The organism is Acidovorax sp. GW821-FHT10E03 (assembly GCF_059415205.1).
Genome location: NZ_JBWKMU010000010.1, coordinates 23,036 through 41,943 on the forward strand (window position 1 = coordinate 23,036; position 18,908 = coordinate 41,943).

Sequence of the window (18,908 nt, forward strand, 5' to 3'; positions counted from 1 at the left end):
CCCTGTTCTTCCCAGTCCGAGAAACCGCCCCTTCTGCCGAACGGGCGGTTTTTTCATGGGCCGGCGCCAGGGGGGGAAACAGGCCAGGCGCAGGACAGCCGGACCATGAAAAAAGCCGTGGCGAGCGTTCGCCACGGCTTCAAGGGGATCGGGACTGCCGCGCCGGCCGCGCAGCGCGGTCTCAGTAGTACGTGCGGATATCGTTCACCGTGGGGATGCCCATTGCATGGTTCAGTTCAGCCATGATGCGGGGATCCTTCATGGCGACTTGCCAGGTGCGCTCGTCGTCCGCGGCGCGGCGGCGGTTTTCCGCCCAGGCGCGGCCTGCCACGCGCAGAGCGGCGCCAGCACGGCGTGCCGGGGCGGTCAGCAGGGCCAGGGCGGCGAACGCCACCAGCCACAGCACCATCCACGCGGCCAGCAGGTGGCCTTCGCTCCAGGTGTCGATCACCTGGTTGGCCACGACCAGCAGTGCCGACACGACGGCCGCGAGCAGCAGGGTGGCGGCGCCACGGGCGCCGTCAAAGTTGGCGGCCACGCTCTTCAGAGCGGCGGCGGCGTTTTCGGCGCGGACCACGCCGGGGTGTTCAGTGGGGTAGTCAACGTGTGCAAAGCTGGTCATTTCGGTTTCCCTTTTCTAACGCTTGTGGCGAGATTGCCGGGCGATGGGGTGATATTAGGGTTTACCCTTTGCATGTTCAAGTTTATATTTTGAATCATTGATATTCATAATGGTGATGAATTGCCATGACACCCTTGAACTTCCGCTCGCTGGACCTGAATCTGTTGCGCGTCTTCGACGAGGTGATGGCCGAGCGCAGCCTCACGCGCGCGGCGCACAAGCTGTCCATCACCCAGCCCGCCGTGAGCAATGCCATGCGCCGGCTGCGCGACGTGCTGGGGGATGAACTGGTGGTGCGCAGCGGCCAAGGGGTCGAGCCCACGCCCCGCGCCTTGGCGCTGTGGCCCCCCGTGCGCGAGGCCCTGGCCCATCTGCAGGACTCCCTGGCGCCGGGGCGCTTCGAGCCCGCCACGGCCGAGTCCACCTTTGTGCTGGCCATGGCCGATGCCACGGCGGCCACGCTGGTTCCCGCCCTCGTGGAGATCATCGAGCGCGAGGCCCCCGGCATCTCGATCCGGGTGCTGCCCCTGACCACCCGCGACCCCCGGCGCCTGCTCGACGAGGAAGCCGCCGACATGGCGGTGGGCTACTTTCCGGCCGTGCTGGCGGACCTCACGGCACGCGCGCAGTCGGGCGGGGCGGTCGCGTTCGAGAGCCGCCGCCTCTACGACGGGGAATACGTGTGCGTGATGCGCCAGGGCCACCCGCTGGCGGACGCGCCGCTCACCCTGGACGCCTATTGCGCTGCCCGGCACATGCTGGTGAGCTTTTCCGGCCGCCCCTTCGGTTTCATCGACGAGGCGCTGGCCTCCCTGGGCCGCGAGCGCAAGGTGGTGATCACGGTCAACCAGTTCTTCACCGCCGGGCGCGTGGTGTCGGGTTCGGACCTGCTGACGGTGCTGCCGCGCCACTTCGTGCCCGTCACGGGCATCTCCGACGCGCTGGTGCAACGGGCCCTGCCGCTGGACGTCCCGCCCGTGCATGTCGATGCCCTGTGGCGCCGCCGCGGCCCGCAGCAGGCGGCGATGACCTGGCTGCTGCACGCCCTGGCGCGCTCGGCGCGCCGCACCTTTCCCGAACCGTGAGGCCCGGGCGCGGGCATCCCACCCACCCCAGCGCGGCCTGCCGCGGCAGTGCCTTGCGGCGGGATCTGGCGCATTTCGGGGTGCCGCCACGGCATTCGATTCGCCCCGTCCCACTCCAAGCCCGTAGACTGCGCGCTCCATGAACATCCAGCTGCTGTCCGATCTGCACCTTGAGGCGCACCCCCATTTCATCCCCGAACCGGCCCCCGGCGCCGATGTGCTGGTGCTTGCGGGGGACGTGGGCTCCTACCAGCAGGGCTCGCTGCTACAGGACGATGACTTCGGCCTCGCCCGGTTCTCGCCCCTGGCCCCGTACGCGGGCTGGCCCACGCCGGTGCTCTTCGTGCCCGGCAACCACGAATACGACGCGCAGGATTTCGATGCGGCCCACCAGCGGCTGCGCAGGACCTGCGAACGGCTGGGGATCACCTGGCTGGAGCGGGAGATGGTCACTCTTCAAGGTGTCCGCTTCGTGGGCACCACGCTCTGGAGCGATTTCGACGCTTTGGCGGACCACGAAGGCACCACCGACCTGGCCAGGCGCCTGAAGCTGCGCGACAAGGCCTTCCGGGCGGCGAATTTCTATCTGCGCAAGACGGGCGGCACCCGCCATGCTCAGCCGTTCCTCGCCGAGGCCGTGCGCGACCAGGCCCTGGCCTGCCAGCAGTGGCTGGGCGACGCGCTCGCGGTCCCGTTCGACGGGCCCACGGTCGTGGCCACGCACTTCGCGCCCAGCCTGCGCAGTGCCGACCCGCGCTACGGCATGGTGCCGGGCACGGCGGGCTTCTGCAACGCGCTGGACGCCCTGCTGCCCCGCGCGCAGCTGTGGCTGCACGGGCACCTGCATGCCCCGAGCGACTACACGGCACGGGGCCTGCGCGAGGACGGCACGCCGTGGCAGTGCCGCGTCGTGGCCAATCCGCTGGGTTATGCGCGCAAGGGCGAGCAGGCGGCGTTCCAGGCGCAGTGCTGCATCACCTTATGATCGGCGCACGGGGCCCTGCCGCCCCGCAGTGCAGAGGAAAAAACATGACCCAGGTCAAGACAACAGAAGTCCGCGCACGTTAGTCTGACCCATTCCTTTTCGGAGAACACCATGAACATCCTGCTTGCTGTCGACGGCAGCGCCTACACCAAGAAAATGCTGGCTTACCTGGCCACCCACGAAGAACTGCTGGGGGGCAACCACCAGTACACGGTGCTCACCGTGCAGGCCCCGCTGCCCGCGCGTGCCCGCGCGGCCCTGGGCAAGGAAGTCGTGGAGAACTACCACGCCGAAGAAGCCGAGAAAATCCTGGCGCCCGTGTGCAAGTTTCTCGCGCGCCACGGTGTGGAGGCCAAGCGCAGCGTCAAGGTCGGCACGGTGGGCGAGAACATCGCCAAGGTGGCCGACAGCGGCAAGTTCGACCTGCTGGTGATGGGCTCCCACGGCCACGGGGCCCTGGCCACCCTGGTCATGGGTTCGGTCACCACGCAGGTGCTCGCCCACAGCAAGGTGCCCGTGCTGCTCGTGCGCTGAGCCCCGCCGCCCGGCGCAGGCCGCGCCCTGCCTCGGCAGGGTTTTTCGCCCACAAGACAAGAAAGCCCGGCATGCCGGGCTTTCTTACGAGGGACGAAACGCCGGAACGGGCTGCCGCTACCGCGCAGCCAGCCCGTCGAAACAGGTGCGCACCACCAGATCCACGATCTGCGCATCCGAATACTGGCCGCCTTCCTTGAGGAAGCTCACCACCGGGTCACAGGCCCGCGCATACAAGGTGTACAGCACCACCAGCGGTGGCAGCGTGGGGTTGATCACGCCCTCGGCCTGGGCCTGGGTGATCCATTCGCCGATCTGGTCGCTCACCGCCACCAGGCCGTTGAGATAGTCCTTGTTGGCCATGAGCACCGCGCGCAGCGTGGAGTTGCGGCTGGGCAGCAGCGGCATTTCATTGCTCAGCAGGCGCTCCAGCGACCAGCGCACCAGCGCATGGAGCTTTTCGAGGGGTGGCGTTTCGGCGGGCAGGTCCGCCAGATAGGCCCGCACCCGCGCCAGGATCTGCACCATGGCGGCGCTGCACAGCTCTTCCTTGCTGCAAAAGTGCTTGTACAGGCTGGCCTTGGCAATGCCCACGGCGTTGGCCACATCGTCCATGGTCATGGCGTCGAAGGCCTTTTCGCCCAGGAGCTGGCAGGTGGACTGGAGGATGGCATCCTCGCGCGCCTGGTGCATCTGCTCCTTGAACGAGGCTTTGGGGGGCTGCGTTTGCATGGCGTCCATTTTATACATCACAGTAAAAAAATAAATGACCAAGTTGCAATGCAACTACGTCGTTCACATTTTCTCCAGCAGGAATCGTGCCGCGGGCCTGGGCGCGAGGGCGGGCAATCTGCGCTGGTGCACTGCAGCACCCGCCCCCATAATCGCGCCGCCATGTCCACGCCGCACGCCCTGCCATCGACAGTTTTCACCACCGACCAGGGTTCCGGCGAAGAGCGCTTCGAGGCCTGGCGCAGCAGCATTTCGGTGGTCTTCGATGTCGCGCCGCTGGACCGCGATCCGCTGGAGAGCTTCAGTGCATCGGTCACCGCCAGCCACCTGGGCGCCCTGCTGGTGGGCGACCTGCGCTTTGGCCGGCAGCAGTTCTCGCGCGGTACGCCGCGCGTGGCGCGCGACGGGGTCAACCACTACCTGGTGCAGTGGTACCGCAGCGGCGGGTTCGTGGGCCAGCACGACGACGGCGTGGACATGCAGGTGCGCGCGGGCGACATCACCGTGTTCGACCTCGGCCGCACGCAGCGCACCTACGCCAGCCCCTCGCACGTCCTGTCCATCGTCGTGCCCCGCGAGATCGCCGACGAGGCCTTTTGCAGCCCCTCGGCCGACCTGCACGGCACGGTGCTGCGCGGCCACACGGCGCTGGGCGGGCTGCTCAGCGACTACCTGCAGTCGCTGCATCGGCGGCTGCCCACCGTCACCCTCCCCGAGGCGCCCGCCGTGGTGCAGGCCACCACGCAGATGCTGGCGGCCTGCCTGCGCCCGGGCCGCGACACCCTCGCCCAGGCGGAACCACAGATCCAGGGTGTCACCCTCGGACGCATCCAGCAATACATCGCGCAGCACCTGGGGGCCCCGCTCAGCCCCGAACTGCTGAGCCGCACGTTCGGCGTCTCGCGCAGCATGCTGTACCGGCTGTTCGAGCCGCTGGGCGGCGTGGCGCACTACGTGCAGCAGCAGCGCCTGGCCCGGGCGTTCCACGCGCTGGCCAACCCGGCCAACCGCCGGCTGCGGGTGGGCGAGATCGCCACGCGCGCCGGGTTCACCAGCGAGGCGCATTTCAGCCGCGCCTTTCGCACGACCTTTGGCCTCACGCCCAGCGACGTGCGTGCCATGGGGCGCGGCTGGCAAGCGCCCCGCAAGGGCCCGGACGGCGCCAGCGGGCAGACCACCGCCGAATACGCGGACTGGCTGCGCGGCTTGAGGGTGTAGCACCCGCTTTTGCCGATCCCTCGGCGGCACGGGCAGTCAAGCGCCCTGAAACGCACAGTCAAGCCGCGCCGTGAATGCTGCCTAGCATGCGCGGCAGCCCTCCTTCGCTTCTTCTCCGTGCGCGCCACCATGTTCCTTGTCCGCGGCATCGCCGCCGCCCTTTTCGCGGCCAACCGGCGCAGCGTGGGCTTGGCCTTGACCGACGGCGGCCCGGGTCCCGTCGCAGGGCTCGCGCGTCACTCCCAAAGCAATAGCTACTCACCCTTTTAAAACAAGCGCTACAAGGCAATTTCATGCAAAAAAACCATCCCTCCCGTCGCCCTGCAAGCGCCCCACGCATCGCCCTGCTGTGGGCCGTCGCCGCTGCAGCCCCCGCCGCCTGGGCCCAGGGCGCGCCCGTGGGCGCGGTGGCCTATGCCCCGCTGGCGGCCCCGGCCGCCGTGCCCACGCTGTCGCAATGGGGGCTGCTGGTGCTGGTGCTGCTCCTGGCCGCCGCGGCCCGCCACCTGCTGCGCCACGCGGGGCACGGCGTGGTCCGCGCCATCGTGCCGGGGCTGCTGGCCTGCGCGGCGCTGCTGTGCATGCCGTGGGGCGGACAGGCGATCGCGGTGCCCTCCAGCGATGTCCCGCTGGACAACCCGGCGGGGGGCGTGGCCGACATTCCCGACCACCCCGACCTGGAACGTGCATTCGCCGACTACCTGCACGCCTACGAGGTGCGCAACACCACGGACCGCCCCCAGCGGATCACCGCCGTGAGCGTGACCGCCGCGCACCGCATCCAGGGCCCGGGTGATGAGACCCGATGCACGGTGGGGCAGACGCTGGCGCCCATGGCCTCGTGCCATCTCGTGGTGGGCCGGCCGCACTGAACGCAGCCGCCGCCCCGGCTAGGCCGCCGGCGCCTCGAGCGTGCGGGCGGCCGTGGCCGTGAGCGCGGCCGTGAGCGCGTCCAGCACCGCCGACTCCAGGTTCCAGCAGTGCCAGTACAGCTGGATCGGCAGCCTGCGGCCGGGCGCCAGGTCCACCATGCTGCCGTCGGCGATGGGCCCGCGCGCCAGCAGCTCGGGCACCACGCCCACCGCCCAGCCGGCGGCCACGGCGCGCATCTGCGCCTCCGACCCGGGCACGAACAGGTGGTTGAGCGCCACGCGCTTGAGGCCGAAGGCACGGGCCACGAATTCGGCGGCCATGTCGTCCTTGCGGTTGAACGACAGGAACGGCACCTCGCGGAAGTTGTGCGGCGTGAGCCCCTGGGGCAGGTGCTGCTGCGCATAGGGCGCAGACGCCACCGCCACGTAGTGCATGGCGCCCAGAGGCACCATCTTGCAGCCGCGCAGGGCCTGCTTGAGCGTGGTCACGCAGCCCAGCACCTGGCCGGAGCGCAGCCATTCCTGGGTGAAGTCCTGGTCGTCCACGATGATTTCGAGCGGCAGGCGCTGGCGCACCAGGTCGTGCAGCGCGCCCATGGCCCAGGTGGCGATGCTGTCGGCATTGATGGCGATCGAGATGCGTTCGTCCTCACGCGTGCCGCCGGGGGCGCTGGGCGCGAGTTCGTGCAGGTCGCGCTCCAGGTCGGCGCGCAGCAGTCGCAGCTGCTTGGTGTGCTTGAGCAGCAACTGCCCCGCCGAGGTGGGCCGCAGCGGACGGCTGCGCACGATGAGCACCGAGCCCACCTGCGCCTCCAGCGCGCGCAGGCGCTGCGACACCGCCGACTGCGTGACATTCAGGCGCTGTGCGGCGCGTTCGAAGCCGCCTTCCTCGACGATGGCGGCAAGGCATTCCAGGGCGGCGGGATCGTAGGTGCTCATGGTCTCGGGCTCGAACAAAAGAGGATTGTCTCTACCGCACCGTTTATTAGGTGCGCTGATGTTTTTGGAGTAAGTTTAATTTTGCTTTTAGTTGAATGCAATGTCGCGCACACTGCGCCCCATCGTGTCCCGCACTGGGGCGGGTGGCACGCAAAGGCTCACAAGGCATTCCGCATATGAAAACCATTGTTCTCGGCGCAGGCATCATCGGCACCAGCACGGCGTGGCACCTGCTGGAACGCGGTCACGAAGTCATCGTGATCGACCGCCAGCCCGATGCTGCGCTCGAAACCAGTTTTGCCAATGCAGCACAGATCTCGGTGAGCTACTGCGAGCCCTGGGCCAACCGCGAGGCGCCGCTCAAGGCGCTCAAGTGGATGTTCGACAAGGAAGCGCCGCTGCTGTTTCGCCCGCAGATGGACTGGCAGCAATGGCGCTGGGGCCTGCAGTTCCTCGCGCAGTGCAACGACGCCGCGTTCGAGCGCAATGTGCAGCAGATCGTGGCGCTGGGCGCGTACAGCCATGCCGCCCTCAAGGACCTGGTCAGCACCACGGGCATCGAATACAACCGGCTGGAACGCGGCATTGCCCACTTCTACACCGACCAGAAATCCTTTGACGCCGCCGGCCATGCGGTGGAGCTCATGCGCAAGCACGGCGTGCAACGGCGCCTGGTGAGCCGCGACGAGCTGCTGCAGATCGAGCCCGCGTTCAAGGCCTACGGCGACAAGATCACCGGCGGCACCTACACCAGCACCGACGAGAGCGGCGACGCGCGCGTGTTCACGCAGGAACTCGCCCGCCGCTGCATGGCGCGCGGCGCGCAGTTCCTCTATGGCCACGACGTGCTGCGCCTGAACAAGATCGGCAACGCTATTGATTCGGTAGCTGTCATGGCACGCCAGTCCAGCGGTGGGGGCAAAAAAGACTTCATCCTGAAGGCCGACGCCGTGGTCGTGGCCTGCGGCTCCTACAGCGCGCCGCTGTTGCGCAGCGTGGGCGTGGACCTGCCGATCTACCCTGGCAAGGGCTACAGCGCCACGTTCCCGCTGCTCAAGCCCGAGGGCGCGCCCATGGTCTCCACCATCGACGACGGCAAGAAGATCGCCATGAGCCGCCTGGGCAACCACCTGCGCGTGGCGGGCACCATCGAACTCAATGGCTGGGACCTGACGCTGGACAGCACACTGGCCCGCGCACGCTGCCACATGCTGTCGCGCCGCATCGAGGCCATCCTGCCCGGCGTGTGCGACACCCGCACGCCCGAAGAAGGCGGCGACCCGCAGTACTGGACCGGCCTGCGCCCGGCCACGCCCACCAACATCCCGTTCATCGGGCAGACCCGCGTGGGCAAGCTGTGGGTGAATGCGGGCCACGGCACGCTGGGCTGGACGCACGGCGCGGGCTCGGGCAAGGCGCTGGCCGAGCTCATCAGCGGCGAACAGCCCGCGATGAACTTCGGCTTCCTGGGCGACGAGCGCGTGCGCGCGCCCCGGGCCGTCGCCACGGCCTGAAGCCACTGCCAGCAGACACGGGCCGGGGCCGTTACGATCCCGTCCATGCCTGCACCGCACTACCTCTTTCTCACCACGTCCACCCGCGAGCCGGGCCACACCGGCAACACCGAGTGGCTCGCACGCCAGGCGGCCGCCGCGCTGCCCCCGGGCACCGCGCAAACCTGGCACCACCTGGCCCGCATGGACCTGCCGCCCTTCGTGGACCAGCGCCACACCTCGGGCACCTATGCGCCGCCCGAAGGCGACATGAAGACGCTGCTGGACGCCACGCTGGCGGCCACGCACATCGTGTTCGTGGCGCCGGTCTACTGGTACAGCATTCCCTCGCCGCTCAAGACCTACCTGGACCACTGGAGCGCCTGGATGCGCGTGCCTGGCCTGGCCTTCAAGGAGCCCATGGGCGCGAAGACCCTGGCGCTCATCACCACCAGCGGCGACCGCGCCAAGGCCCAGCCCATGATCGACTCCGTGGAGCTGTGCGCCCGGTTCCTGTCGATGGCCTGGGGCGGCGCGCTCTGGGGCAAGGGCGGGCCGCCGGGGGCGGTGCAGGCCGACGCGCAGGCGCTGGCTGCGGCGCCGGACTTCTTGCTGGCGTAGCTAACCACAACGCCGTGCCGGCACGGCCCAGGGTGAGGCTGCTGCGGTCGCGGTGGGTGTGGCTTTCGCCACAGGGGCCGGGCCGCCGGCGAGAACAGCTAGGGCTGCCGGCTCCGGGCCAGCGCCACGATGGCGCCAATGGCACCGCGCGCCTGGGGGCTGTTGTGCCAGCAGGTGGACCTCATCATCTCCGAGATGGTTCTGGTCACCGCGGCCACATCCGCGTCGACCAGTTCGGCCAGCGACGAAAACCCGACCTGCTCCAGGCGCGCAATTACGGTGGCCCCCACGCCGTGCAGGGCCAGCATTTGCTCTTTTTCAGCGGCAGAAAAACCCATGTCACCCCACTGTGGGCATTGCAACGAGGGAGACTGTATCCGCCTGCCCGAGCGCCATCAGGTTCGCCAGGCTCTGGCGGCCCGCAGATCCATCCGGCACCGGGGCGTGCGCGGCGTCTCCCATGGCTGGGGCGCCGGCGCCCGGCGCGCCTTTCCACTTCGCTGTGCCGGCGGCATTGGCCTGCATCATGGGCAGCTCCCTCTCAAGAATGGTGCACACGAGGCTATTGCCGGGCTGCTGACAACGTCGTGTCAGGAGCCCAGCCCCATCCGCTGCACCAGAATCCCCAGCCATTCGTGCAGCGCCAGGCTGCTGTCGGCCAGCGCGGAGGCGCGCGGCAACACCCGGTACAGCTTGCGGGCCTGCCCGCCCTTGAAGCCCATGGGCGCGGGCAGCACCTGCAGCCCCGCGCGCTCGAAGGCCCCGGCCGCGCGCACCATGTGCCAGCCGTGGGTGACCAGGGCAATGCGCTCGATGCCGGCGGCCTTGAGCAGGATGGCGGATTTTTCGGCATTGCTGCGGGTGTCGAGCGACTCCACCTCCGTCCAGCGCACCCGCCCTTTGAACTCGCGCTCCACCACGTCCTTCATGACCAGCGACTCGGCCCGCATGCCGCCGGTGGAGCCGCCCGTCGCCAGGATGGGCAAGCCCGCCTGCTGCTGCAGGTGCACGGCGTAGCGCACCCGCTCGCGGGCGCCCCGACTGAGCACATCCACACCGTACTCGGGGGCCACGGTGTCGGCCCCGCCCCCCAGCACCACGATGGCCTGGGTGCGCGCTTGGGACAGCTGCCGGGCGGTCACCACGGGATGGTGCTCCAGGCTGCGCACCAGCACATCCGACACCGGCGGCCAGGACAGCACCAGCACCGACAGCAGCGACAGCACCACCACCGTGATGCCCGTGCGGCGGTGGTAGCGCGCGATCCACAGCCCCACCAGCGCCAGCAGGATGCTGGACACCGGGGGCAACAGCAGCGCAGACAGTATTTTCTTCAGGGCAAACCACATGGCAACAGAAGGAGAAAGGGAAGGAGCAATCAGGCCTGCACGAGCCCGCCCGGCGGCGCCAGGGCATGGCGGGGGAAAAATGGACCGCTTGGACGGCCGAACCATCGGCCCTGCGGGATGGGGCAAGCTCAGTGCAGCATCCGCCGCTGGGCTAGAAAGTCCAGCAGCGCGGCATCGAAACCCTCGGGGTCCTCCAGCTGGGGCCAGTGCCCGACATGGGGCAGCACCAGGGTCTGCGCATCGGGCAGCACCTGGGCAAGCGCCTCCAGGGCCACGGGGGGTGTGCAGCGGTCCAGCTCGCCCCCCACCAGCAGCGTGGGCATGGCCAGGTGGGCCAGCGCGGCAGCCCCGCGATCAAACGTGGGCAAGGCCTCCAGCGCGCGCCGGTAGGCCCCCGGGTACACCTGGGCCAGCGCATGGCTGGCCAGCCGCACCCCTTCGGGCAGGGCGCCGGTGCCGATGAACTGGGGTACCAGCGTCTGCGCCAGCGCCTCCATGCCGCCACCGCCATCCAGTGCTTTCAGGGCGCGCAGCCGGGGCGCCACCCAGTCTTCCACCGCCTGCGCATCGAGCGCCGGCCCGCCCGCGCACAGCACGAGGCGCCGCACCTGCGATGGGCCGCGCACGGCGGCCTCCAGCGCCACCATGGCGCCCATGCCGTGCCCCACCAGCGTGACCGGGCCACCCCGCAGGGCGTCGATCAGGGCCAGGCAGCTCTGCGCCAGCGCCTTGAAGGTGTAGGGCTCCACGGGAGCGCTGCGGCCATAGCCCGGCATGTTCCAGGCCACGGCGCGGTAGCCGACCGTGGCCAGCGTTTCCACCTGGGGGGCAAAGGTGAGGTGGTCGCCATCGGCGTCGTGCAGCATGAGCACGGTGGGGCCGGAGCCCAGGGCGGTGAAGGTAGGAAGAACGGCCATGCGGTGGAAAACGGAACAGAAATGACTTACGCAAAACAGGGTTCAGGCAGATAGCTCGCCCCCACGCCAGGTGGTGGTTGCATCCCGATTTGCGCAAGTCTTACGGAAGTAAACCCCGCAACAGCGCGGTGGTGGGTGGCGCCTGATAATAGTTGCTCCCCCCTGCTGCCACCGCTGGCACCGCTTTTGTGAACCCTTCGCCCCCCCGCCCCGCCCTCGCCCTGCCACCGAGCTTCTCCACACGCGAGTTTCGCGATGCACTGGGCATGTTTGCCACGGGCGTGACCATCGTCACGGCCCGCACGGCTGCGGGCGACCTGGTGGGGCTCACGGCCAGTTCGTTCAATTCGGTGTCGCTGGCGCCCCCGCTGGTGCTGTGGAGCCTGTCGCACGGCGCCAGCACCCTGCCCACCTTTGCCGACGGCTCGCACTACGCCATCCACGTGCTGGCCGCGGACCAGAAGGCGCTGGCCGAGCGTTTTGCCACGCGCGGCATCGATCGCTGGGCAGGCCTGGAACACCGGCCCGGCATCAGCGGTGCCCCGTTGCTGGCCGGGGCGGCCGCCACGTTCGAGTGCTTCAACCGCAGCCAGTACAAGGAGGGCGACCACACCATCTTTGTGGGCGAGGTCGAGCGCTGCGAGCACCGCGAAGGCATCTCGCCCCTGCTGTACCACGGGGGCAAGTTCTACACCGAGCACCCGCTGTGACGACCCCCACCGTGGCCGTGCGCCACGTGAACATCGGCCTGGCCCGGCGCCTGAAGGTGGGCGAACGTTCGGTGCTCACCGCCATCGGCAAGGCGCCCGTCACCGGCCCGGTGGCCGTGGGCCCGCTGGGCCTGGCGGGGGACGAGCAGGCCGACCCGAGCGTGCACGGCGGCCTGGGCAAGGCCGTATACGCCTACCCCGCCGCCCACTACGCGTTCTGGCAGACCCAGCGCCGCGAACGGGGCGTGAGCCTGTTCGATGAAACCTTGCCGCCGGGTTTCATGGGGGAGAACCTCACCATCGACGGGCCGCTGGAAGCGGAGGTGTTTGTGGGCGACGAATGGCATTTCCCCCACTGCGTGCTGCGGGTGAGTGCCCCGCGCGAGCCATGCTTCAAGTTCAACGCCGTCATGGGGTTTGCGCAGGCGGGCCGCACCATGGCCCTGGCCGGGTGCTGCGGCTACTACCTGGCGGTGGACCAGCCCGGCACCATCGCCGCCGGAGAGACCGCCACGCTGGTGCCCGGGCAGCGCGGGCTGAGCATCGCGCAGGCGCTGGCCGGCAAGTGGGCAAAGCACTCGCGCTAACCAGGCCCCACTGGATTCATCAATATTGATAGCTACTAGCGCTTACCAGATAAGCGTCAGAGCCCAATTTTTCTCGAAACCGAGCCTTCAACGCACCGTGTCGGGCAGCTCGATCTTGACCTCCAGCACCTCCAGGTTGTCCTGGCGCTCCAGGTGCACCTTGAGGTCGTCGGGGTTGATCTTCACGTACTTGGAGATCACCGCCACCAGTTCGCGCTGCAGCGCGGGCAGGTAGTCGGGCTCCGAGGCGTTGCGGCCGTTGCGCTCGTGCGCCAGGATGATCTGCAGCCGCTCCTTGGCGACGCTGGCGGTTTTCTTCTTCTCGCCGAGCAGGAAGGACAGGAAAGAAGCCATGGCTTATTTGCTCCCGAACAGGCGTTTGAAGAAGCCTGGCTTTTCCGCGTCGATGAAACGCAGCGGCTTGTCGGTGGCGCCCAGGAAGCGGTCGATCACGTCCTTGTAGGCCTCGGACACATCCGAGTCCTTGGCATGGATCGCGGGTGTGCCCTGGTTGGACGACTGCAGCACCACTTCCGACTCGGGGATCACGCCGATCAGCTTGATGCGCAGGATGTCCTGGATGTCTTCCAGGCTCAGCATCTGGCCGTCCTGCACGCGGCTGGGGTTGTAGCGCGTGATGAGCAGGTGCTCCTTGATCGGCTCGCCGCCTTCGATCGCGCGCTTGGTCTTGCTGCCCAGCATGCCCAGGATGCGGTCCGAGTCGCGCACCGACGACACCTCGGGGTTCGTCACCAGCAGCGCCTCGTCGGCGAAGTGCATGGCCATCAGCGCGCCGCTTTCAATGCCGGCGGGCGAGTCGCAGACGATGTACTCGAAGTCCATCGCGGCCAGGTCCTTGAGCACTTTCTCGACGCCGTCCTGCGTGAGCGCGTCCTTGTCGCGCGTCTGGCTGGCGGCCAGCACGAACAGGTTGTCGCACTGCTTGTCCTTGATGAGGGCCTGGTTCAGGTTGGCCTCGCCCTGGATCACGTTGATGAGGTCGTACACCACGCGGCGTTCGCAGCCCATGATGAGGTCCAGGTTGCGCAGGCCGACATCAAAGTCGATCACGGCGGTCTTGTGGCCGCGCAGGGCGAGGCCGGTGGCAAAGCTGGCACTGGTGGTGGTCTTGCCCACGCCACCCTTGCCGGAGGTCACGACGACGATTTTGGCCATGTGTTGGGGTCTCTTGAGGGGTTTGATGATGAATGAAGTATCAATTTTCGTGGCGCATGCACCGGGGCGACGCTTGACACGGGCGTGGCCCACACCAGGGCTCCCGCGCAAGGGCCGCCCCGCCGCGCTGGGAGCGTCCCGCTGCGCGCAGCGCGCAGCGCTGCGAGAGTGGGGGGAAGGAGCGAAGCGACATAGGGGGGTGTTTCACTTGAGAGCTTCGATGATGAGCTTCTCGCCGTCGAGCCGGACCTGGGCCGGCTTGCCGCGCACATCGGCGGGCAACTCGGTCTCGGTGGTGCGGTAGATGCCCGCGATGGACACCAGCTGGGGCTCCAGGCAGGTCGAAAAGATGCGCGCTTCGGTGTTGCCGCGCGCACCGGCAATCGCGCGGCCGCGCAGCGGGGCATAGACGTGGATGTTGCCGTCGGCGATCACCTCGGCGCCAAAGCTCACCACGGCCATCACCACCAGGTCGGCGCCACGGGCATACACCTGCTGGCCCGAGCGCAGGGGCTTGTCCACCACCACGGTGCCGGGGCCCGGCATGGGCACTTCGCGCACCACTTCCACCTCGACCTCGCGGATCACCTCGCGCACCACTTCCTGCACCGGGGTGGCAGGGGCCTCGGCGCGAACGGGCGGTGCATCGGGCGCCGCGGCCAGCCCGGCCGCGCGCGCGGCATCCATCTGGGCAGGGCTGCCGCCGCGGACCGCCACGGGCAGGGTGCTGTGGCTGCGCAGCAAGGCCATGATGGCCGCGAAATCGATGGGTTCCTGCGCTTCGCGCACAGGGGCCAGATCGATCAGCACCGGGTCATTGTCGAAGAAGCCCGGGGCGTCGGCCACGCGCTCGGCCAGGTCGGCGGCAAACAGCGCGGCGTCGGTGGTCTTGAGCACCACGGCCACCACGGGCAAAGAGGCGCTCTTGAGGTCAAAGCTGGTGCGGGACTGCGCCGCCGTCGTAAGGGCCATGAATGAGGGGTGGAAAAGACGCTCGGGAACGGGTTTCAGAAGGCGCAAAGTGTACCGTGGGCCCGTGTAAGAACCTGTTCGCGCTCCCCGGGCGCCCTGCGCGGGAACACAAGGGGAAACGCGCGGCGCCTCGCGCGTGGCGCCGCGCCCCTCCCTGGGGAGCCCGTGCCTTCATCGGAAACCGGGCCAATGGCCGCCAGGGTCGCGAGGGGCCGTGAAGCCTTCCGCCCGCGCTCCGGGGCGCCTGGATGCATGGGCGACGGGCCGCCGGGCAAGGGTCTTTGATAATCGACCGATGTCTTCTCCCCGCAAAACCCACATCGATTCCCTGGCCATCGCCCTGCTGCTGGCCTGCTGCATGTTCTGGGGCTTCCAGCAGGTGCTGGTGAAAGCCACCGTGGGCGAGGTGGCTCCCGTGTACCAGGCCTTTCTGCGCTTCGTGCTGGCCACCGTGGCGGTCGCCGCCTGGTGCGCGTGGCGCGGCGTGCCGCTGTCGGGCGCGGCCGAGCCGGCCGGGGCACCGCGCGCGGGCCTGCTCGCCGGGGCGCTGTTCGCAGGAGAGTTTGCCTGCATCTACCTGGGGCTGCAGTACACCACGGCGTCGCGCCTCACGGTGTTCCTCTATGCCGCCCCGTTCTGGGTGGCCCTGCTGCTGCCGCGCTTCATCCCCGGTGAGCGCCTGCAGGGCTGGCAGTGGCTGGGACTGGCCGCTGCCTTTGTGGGCGTGGGGCTGGCGCTGGGCGACGGTCTGCTGGGCCCCGCCAACGCCGCCCTGCCCCGTGCCTGGCTGGGCGACCTGCTGGGCCTGGCCGCGGGCCTGATGTGGGCGCTGACCACGGTGGTGATCCGCACCACGCCGCTCGCGCGCGTGGCGCCCGCCAAGCAGCTGCTCTACCAGGTGGGCGTGAGCGCCGCCGCACTGCCCTGGCTGTCGCTGGCCCTGGGCGAAAGCTGGACCTTGCAGTTCAGCACCTTCGCCTGGGGTTCGCTGCTGGTGCAGGCACTCGTGGGTGCATTCGTGAGCTATCTGGCCTGGATGTGGATGCTGGCGCACTACCCGGCCACGAAGATCTCGGTGTTCGTGTTCCTCACGCCCGTGTTCGCGCTGCTGTTTGGCACCTGGTGGCTGGGCGAGCCCGTGACGCCCGGACTGGTGGCGGCGCTGGTGCTGGTAGCGGCGGGGATCGTGCTGGTGAACCGGCGCGCGAGCTGATCATTTGTATCAAATGGTGCTACTGCGCCTACTCACTTGGCACTGGCAGCTATCATTTTCATGGCACTTGTTGTCGAAGGTGCCCAGTCCAACCAGGCATGTGGGAAGAACACATGGGGACGATTTGAATCACCGCTGCAAAGTACCACCACAGGTACGCGAGCACCGTTTACCGCTTCCTGAAAAAGCACCCATGCATCACAACACAATGACTTTTGCACCCGAAGCTGCCCACCAATGGGCCCCACGTGCCTTGCCGACCTTGCGAGCCGCACTGGCCTTGAGCTGTGCCGCACTGGCCTTGGCAGGCTGCGGTGGCGGCTCAGGCTCCGCAGAGCCAGGCCAGCCTCCCGTCACCGGCGCGCTGGCCGCCCCCGAGAACTTTGAGAACGGTGGGGCCCTGAGTTTTTCGTGGAGCGCCACGCCGGGCGCCACCCGCTATGAGCTCTTTGCCGACACGGATGGCCCAGGGCCTCAAACGGAAGTGCAGATGGGCGAGGCGCAAGGCCTCAGTTTCTACTCCACGACTCAACGACAGTTCGGCTACCTGAATCTCGCCCGGCTGCCTGACTTCATCAACGCCACCTTCCGTCTGCGGGCTTGCAACACCGATGGCTGTGGAGCCTTCACCGCAGCGAAGGCGCTGGACATTCCCAAAAGCATCAGCCATGAATTCCCATCGGGGCGTGCGCCCCTCAAATCATCAGCGAGCAATTTCGATCCCATATCCCAGGACGGCCTGACTTTGGTCCTGCGCGGTGCCAGCGGTTCGACAAGCACCTTGTTGGTGTTCGCGCGCACGGCCATCGACCAGCCATGGCAGCAGCAAGCCGAGTTCCCCACGCGCGCGTCCCGGATCGCGCTGTCTTCGGACGGCACCACCCTGGCGGGGGCTGAAGACGACAAGATACAGATCTACCACCGCGGCGGCGCAACCTGGGGCCTGCAAGCCACGATTACATCGACCCAGACGCCTGCCGCATGCCCCCAGCCCTGCCAGTTGGCCTCCGTCCCCGGCAAGCTGGCACTGTCGGCCAACGGCAACCTGCTGGCCGTCACGGGGATCTATGGCGCTGCCACTAACACCCCCAACGCTGTTTTCACCTACGTGCGCACCGGCACGACCTGGGCACCCCAAAGCCATCTGGCGCCGGGAGGCAGCGTCGTGGGAACGGCCCTGGCCCTGTCCGGCGATGGCAGCACGCTGGCGTTGAACAGCGGCGCCATCACCCGCAGCGAGAGCTTCGCACCACCATACCTGCATGTTTACGCGCAAAGCGGAGGCGGGACGTGGAGCGAGCAAGCGCGGCTGCCCGTGGGCATCGTGAATTTCCTGGACATTGCGGCATCGCGGTACAGCGCCTTGGCGCTCTCCAACGATGGCGCCACGCTGGCCGTCGAAGCCCTGAACGCACCCAACTCGTTGCCGGCAGAGTTCCACATCACTGGTGCAGACCTCACATGCGCAGGCACGGGGAGTGCGGCGCCCGGGTGGCACATCGCCTTGTTCGCCCGCGAGGGTGCTACATGGCGCAGGCAGGCCGTCATAGCGCGCGACGCAGCGTCCTGGGCCCTGGCAAACGACGGCAACGCCCTCTTCTTCGGTGGCGAGCTGTTCAACCGCCGCAGCGGCGCCTGGACGTGCCCTTAGGGTTACGCGCCCCCGGGGGCCTGAAGCCCCGCGAGGATGGCCACCTCCAGCCCCCCTACGGACCGTGCCCCGCGGCAATGAAGCCGGGAAAAACAAGGCCTACCGCCATATAGCAAGCGTATGTAGCTTCTATTTTTATAGCAAAATGCAGGTCAACCGGGGGCATGGCCTCATGGCGCCAGGGATGCGCGCACCCAGCGCAGCACCTTCATCGTCGTCCAGGCGCGTGAACTGCCGGGACCAGGTTTCGGACTGCGCAAGTTTCGAATACTGGGGCGGTTCGCCCACAACCAGTCCGGGTGGGTGGCCCGGGGCTTCGCCCGAAAACATGCAGGTGTACCCTGTAGTACAAGGCAGTGCGGGGGTTTTGGTCCCCGGGGATGGGCCAGCGGGTTTAGCGCGTCGTTGCCCGCATCGCAGTCTTTGAGGCAGTCACCGGCGAGCTGTCGAGCAGGGCCCGGCCCGTGGTGGTCGCCAGGCACGACCAACGCGCCAGCTCTTCGGGCGTCAGCTCGCTGCGTTCCCAGACGGGCACATGACCGCCGTCGCTGCAGTGGTTCATAGGCCGCACGAGCAGGTCGACCGTGCCACCAGCCAGTGGCTCAGAGCTTGGGAATGCGGATCCGGCTGATCATCAGCGAACCCGACAGCGCGAACAGCAGCACCAGCGGGTGCAGCGTGAAGCCGCCGATGAGCACCTTGCCGAACCACAGGCTCTCGCGCACCGCGCCCAGGTAGGCCGCCAGGGCCAGCAGGCCCACGAGCACGATGGAGGTGGGGATGGGCGTGCCCTCGAAGTACTTCACCTTGCCGTCGTCGCCCGAGAGGGTTTCGGCCGTGACGTTGTAGCGCGCCAGGCGCGAGACGCCGCAGGCCACGAAGTAGGCCAGCACGATGCGGTCGTACAGGCCCTGCATGCCGCAGCCATAGGCGATGATGGCCGGAGCCACGCCGAACGAGATCACGTCGGCCAGCGAATCGAGCTCCCGGCCCATGGCCGAACTCTTCTGGCGCCAGCGCGCGATGCGGCCGTCCAGCACGTCGAAGATGAGCGCGGCCAGCACGAGGGCGGCGGCGAAGTAGACGTGCACCACGGCGCCGGTTTCCAGGTAGGTCATCGACGAGAACAATGCGCCCACGCCGCAGACCGCGTTGCCCAGCGTGAACCAGTCGGCCAGGTGGAATTCGCGGATCATCGAGAAACGCTTGGGATGTCGGGGAGTGTTCATGTC

General features: G+C 68.2%; 21 protein-coding genes. 11 read left to right on the forward strand and 10 right to left on the reverse strand.

The annotated features are described in order from the left end of the window. Positions 1 to 181 precede the first annotated feature (181 nt). Positions 182 to 622 carry a hypothetical protein gene (locus AC07OD_RS18200; RefSeq protein WP_218296523.1) on the reverse strand — a complete coding sequence of 147 codons (441 nt, stop codon included), beginning with the start codon at positions 620 to 622 and terminating at the stop codon, positions 182 to 184. Positions 623 to 747: 125 nt separating this feature from the next. Between AC07OD_RS18200 and AC07OD_RS18205 the strand changes: the two genes are divergently transcribed. The 3 genes from AC07OD_RS18205 to AC07OD_RS18215 all read left to right on the forward strand — a co-directional run bounded on the left by AC07OD_RS18205 (position 748) and on the right by AC07OD_RS18215 (position 3,226). Next, positions 748 to 1,707 (forward strand): LysR family transcriptional regulator, encoded by a 960-nt coding sequence (locus tag AC07OD_RS18205; RefSeq protein ID WP_218296522.1) that lies wholly within the window; start codon positions 748 to 750, stop codon positions 1,705 to 1,707. Between the two features lie 139 nt (positions 1,708 to 1,846). Further along, positions 1,847 to 2,692, forward strand: coding sequence for a metallophosphoesterase (locus AC07OD_RS18210; protein ID WP_494597686.1), 846 nt, complete (start codon positions 1,847 to 1,849; stop codon positions 2,690 to 2,692). Positions 2,693 to 2,803: 111 nt separating this feature from the next. Beyond that, positions 2,804 to 3,226 carry a universal stress protein gene (locus tag AC07OD_RS18215; protein ID WP_218296520.1) on the forward strand — a complete coding sequence of 141 codons (423 nt, stop codon included), beginning with the start codon at positions 2,804 to 2,806 and terminating at the stop codon, positions 3,224 to 3,226. A gap of 117 nt (positions 3,227 to 3,343) precedes the next feature. On the opposite strand, the gene AC07OD_RS18220 is transcribed toward AC07OD_RS18215, so the two are convergent. After that, a complete protein-coding gene (locus AC07OD_RS18220; protein WP_218296519.1) occupies positions 3,344 to 3,967 on the reverse strand; it encodes a TetR/AcrR family transcriptional regulator in 624 nt (207 codons plus the stop codon). 153 nt (positions 3,968 to 4,120) lie between these two features. On the opposite strand from AC07OD_RS18220, the gene AC07OD_RS18225 reads away from it, so the two are divergent. Both AC07OD_RS18225 and AC07OD_RS18230 read left to right on the forward strand, forming a co-directional pair. After that, entirely contained in the window at positions 4,121 to 5,176 is a 1,056-nt protein-coding gene (locus tag AC07OD_RS18225; protein WP_492254321.1) for a helix-turn-helix domain-containing protein, read from the forward strand. Between the two features lie 293 nt (positions 5,177 to 5,469). After that, on the forward strand, positions 5,470 to 6,048 hold the full coding sequence (locus AC07OD_RS18230; protein WP_494597687.1) for a midcut-by-XrtH protein: 579 nt from the start codon (positions 5,470 to 5,472) through the stop codon (positions 6,046 to 6,048). 18 nt (positions 6,049 to 6,066) lie between these two features. On the opposite strand, the gene AC07OD_RS18235 is transcribed toward AC07OD_RS18230, so the two are convergent. After that, positions 6,067 to 6,987 (reverse strand): LysR family transcriptional regulator ArgP, encoded by a 921-nt coding sequence (locus AC07OD_RS18235; protein WP_218296516.1) that lies wholly within the window; start codon positions 6,985 to 6,987, stop codon positions 6,067 to 6,069. Between the two features lie 176 nt (positions 6,988 to 7,163). Here AC07OD_RS18235 and AC07OD_RS18240 point away from each other — a divergent pair, with 176 nt between their 5' ends. Together AC07OD_RS18240 and AC07OD_RS18245 are read left to right on the forward strand one after the other, a co-directional pair. Then, on the forward strand, positions 7,164 to 8,501 hold the full coding sequence (locus AC07OD_RS18240; protein ID WP_369641038.1) for a D-amino acid dehydrogenase: 1,338 nt from the start codon (positions 7,164 to 7,166) through the stop codon (positions 8,499 to 8,501). A 45-nt stretch (positions 8,502 to 8,546) separates the two neighbouring features. Beyond that, positions 8,547 to 9,101 carry a flavodoxin family protein gene (locus AC07OD_RS18245; RefSeq protein ID WP_218296514.1) on the forward strand — a complete coding sequence of 185 codons (555 nt, stop codon included), beginning with the start codon at positions 8,547 to 8,549 and terminating at the stop codon, positions 9,099 to 9,101. A gap of 98 nt (positions 9,102 to 9,199) precedes the next feature. Here AC07OD_RS18245 and AC07OD_RS18250 read toward each other — a convergent pair whose 3' ends face one another. The 3 genes from AC07OD_RS18250 to AC07OD_RS18260 form a co-directional block, all read right to left on the reverse strand. Beyond that, complete coding sequence (locus AC07OD_RS18250; RefSeq protein WP_492255468.1) at positions 9,200 to 9,409, reverse strand: helix-hairpin-helix domain-containing protein; 210 nt, start codon at positions 9,407 to 9,409, stop codon at positions 9,200 to 9,202. Between the two features lie 282 nt (positions 9,410 to 9,691). Then, positions 9,692 to 10,450, reverse strand: coding sequence for a YdcF family protein (locus AC07OD_RS18255; RefSeq protein WP_369641036.1), 759 nt, complete (start codon positions 10,448 to 10,450; stop codon positions 9,692 to 9,694). A 128-nt stretch (positions 10,451 to 10,578) separates the two neighbouring features. After that, the gene (locus tag AC07OD_RS18260) at positions 10,579 to 11,367 is read right to left on the reverse strand and encodes an alpha/beta fold hydrolase (RefSeq protein ID WP_494597688.1); all 789 of its coding nucleotides are present in this window, start codon (positions 11,365 to 11,367) and stop codon (positions 10,579 to 10,581) included. 188 nt (positions 11,368 to 11,555) lie between these two features. On the opposite strand from AC07OD_RS18260, the gene AC07OD_RS18265 reads away from it, so the two are divergent. After that, on the forward strand, positions 11,556 to 12,077 hold the full coding sequence (locus AC07OD_RS18265; protein WP_029414219.1) for a flavin reductase family protein: 522 nt from the start codon (positions 11,556 to 11,558) through the stop codon (positions 12,075 to 12,077). After that, positions 12,074 to 12,664, forward strand: a complete 591-nt coding sequence (locus AC07OD_RS18270) for an MOSC domain-containing protein (RefSeq protein WP_494597689.1) — start codon at positions 12,074 to 12,076, stop codon at positions 12,662 to 12,664. Before AC07OD_RS18265 ends, AC07OD_RS18270 begins: the two co-directional genes overlap by 4 nt. An 87-nt stretch (positions 12,665 to 12,751) precedes the next feature. Here AC07OD_RS18270 and minE read toward each other — a convergent pair whose 3' ends face one another. From minE to minC, 3 genes are all read right to left on the reverse strand, one after another. Then, positions 12,752 to 13,018 (reverse strand): cell division topological specificity factor MinE, encoded by a 267-nt coding sequence (gene minE / locus AC07OD_RS18275; protein WP_015011987.1) that lies wholly within the window; start codon positions 13,016 to 13,018, stop codon positions 12,752 to 12,754. Positions 13,019 to 13,021: 3 nt separating this feature from the next. Then, positions 13,022 to 13,840, reverse strand: a complete 819-nt coding sequence (gene minD, locus AC07OD_RS18280; protein ID WP_218296509.1) for a septum site-determining protein MinD — start codon at positions 13,838 to 13,840, stop codon at positions 13,022 to 13,024. A 204-nt stretch (positions 13,841 to 14,044) separates the two neighbouring features. Next, positions 14,045 to 14,812: a septum site-determining protein MinC gene (gene minC / locus AC07OD_RS18285; protein ID WP_494597690.1), complete on the reverse strand. Its 768-nt coding sequence runs from the start codon at positions 14,810 to 14,812 to the stop codon at positions 14,045 to 14,047. A 295-nt stretch (positions 14,813 to 15,107) separates the two neighbouring features. Between minC and AC07OD_RS18290 the strand changes: the two genes are divergently transcribed. Both AC07OD_RS18290 and AC07OD_RS18295 read left to right on the forward strand, forming a co-directional pair. After that, a complete protein-coding gene (locus tag AC07OD_RS18290; protein WP_218296507.1) occupies positions 15,108 to 16,025 on the forward strand; it encodes a DMT family transporter in 918 nt (305 codons plus the stop codon). Between the two features lie 193 nt (positions 16,026 to 16,218). Further along, positions 16,219 to 17,676, forward strand: coding sequence for a hypothetical protein (locus tag AC07OD_RS18295; RefSeq protein WP_494597691.1), 1,458 nt, complete (start codon positions 16,219 to 16,221; stop codon positions 17,674 to 17,676). Positions 17,677 to 18,278: 602 nt separating this feature from the next. Here the strand turns inward: AC07OD_RS18295 and pssA are convergent. Beyond that, complete coding sequence (pssA, locus tag AC07OD_RS18300; protein ID WP_218296505.1) at positions 18,279 to 18,905, reverse strand: CDP-diacylglycerol--serine O-phosphatidyltransferase; 627 nt, start codon at positions 18,903 to 18,905, stop codon at positions 18,279 to 18,281. Between the last annotated feature and the right edge of the window lie 3 nt (positions 18,906 to 18,908).

Excerpts from the sequence above, each read along its gene's own strand:
- AC07OD_RS18200 (WP_218296523.1), bottom strand. The coding sequence starts at position 622 with ATGACCAGCTTTGCACACGTTGACTACCCCACTGAACACCCCGGCGTG.
- minC (WP_494597690.1), bottom strand. The coding sequence starts at position 14,812 with ATGGCCCTTACGACGGCGGCGCAGTCCCGCACCAGCTTTGACCTCAAG.
- minD (WP_218296509.1), bottom strand. The coding sequence starts at position 13,840 with ATGGCCAAAATCGTCGTCGTGACCTCCGGCAAGGGTGGCGTGGGCAAG.
- AC07OD_RS18215 (WP_218296520.1), top strand. The coding sequence starts at position 2,804 with ATGAACATCCTGCTTGCTGTCGACGGCAGCGCCTACACCAAGAAAATG.
- AC07OD_RS18210 (WP_494597686.1), top strand. The coding sequence starts at position 1,847 with ATGAACATCCAGCTGCTGTCCGATCTGCACCTTGAGGCGCACCCCCAT.
- AC07OD_RS18255 (WP_369641036.1), bottom strand. The coding sequence starts at position 10,450 with ATGTGGTTTGCCCTGAAGAAAATACTGTCTGCGCTGCTGTTGCCCCCG.
- AC07OD_RS18290 (WP_218296507.1), top strand. The coding sequence starts at position 15,108 with ATGTCTTCTCCCCGCAAAACCCACATCGATTCCCTGGCCATCGCCCTG.
- minE (WP_015011987.1), bottom strand. The coding sequence starts at position 13,018 with ATGGCTTCTTTCCTGTCCTTCCTGCTCGGCGAGAAGAAGAAAACCGCC.
- AC07OD_RS18230 (WP_494597687.1), top strand. The coding sequence starts at position 5,470 with ATGCAAAAAAACCATCCCTCCCGTCGCCCTGCAAGCGCCCCACGCATC.
- AC07OD_RS18260 (WP_494597688.1), bottom strand. The coding sequence starts at position 11,367 with ATGGCCGTTCTTCCTACCTTCACCGCCCTGGGCTCCGGCCCCACCGTG.
- AC07OD_RS18295 (WP_494597691.1), top strand. The coding sequence starts at position 16,219 with ATGCATCACAACACAATGACTTTTGCACCCGAAGCTGCCCACCAATGG.
- AC07OD_RS18250 (WP_492255468.1), bottom strand. The coding sequence starts at position 9,409 with ATGCTGGCCCTGCACGGCGTGGGGGCCACCGTAATTGCGCGCCTGGAG.
- AC07OD_RS18205 (WP_218296522.1), top strand. The coding sequence starts at position 748 with ATGACACCCTTGAACTTCCGCTCGCTGGACCTGAATCTGTTGCGCGTC.
- pssA (WP_218296505.1), bottom strand. The coding sequence starts at position 18,905 with ATGAACACTCCCCGACATCCCAAGCGTTTCTCGATGATCCGCGAATTC.
- AC07OD_RS18235 (WP_218296516.1), bottom strand. The coding sequence starts at position 6,987 with ATGAGCACCTACGATCCCGCCGCCCTGGAATGCCTTGCCGCCATCGTC.
- AC07OD_RS18240 (WP_369641038.1), top strand. The coding sequence starts at position 7,164 with ATGAAAACCATTGTTCTCGGCGCAGGCATCATCGGCACCAGCACGGCG.
- AC07OD_RS18225 (WP_492254321.1), top strand. The coding sequence starts at position 4,121 with ATGTCCACGCCGCACGCCCTGCCATCGACAGTTTTCACCACCGACCAG.
- AC07OD_RS18220 (WP_218296519.1), bottom strand. The coding sequence starts at position 3,967 with ATGGACGCCATGCAAACGCAGCCCCCCAAAGCCTCGTTCAAGGAGCAG.
- AC07OD_RS18245 (WP_218296514.1), top strand. The coding sequence starts at position 8,547 with ATGCCTGCACCGCACTACCTCTTTCTCACCACGTCCACCCGCGAGCCG.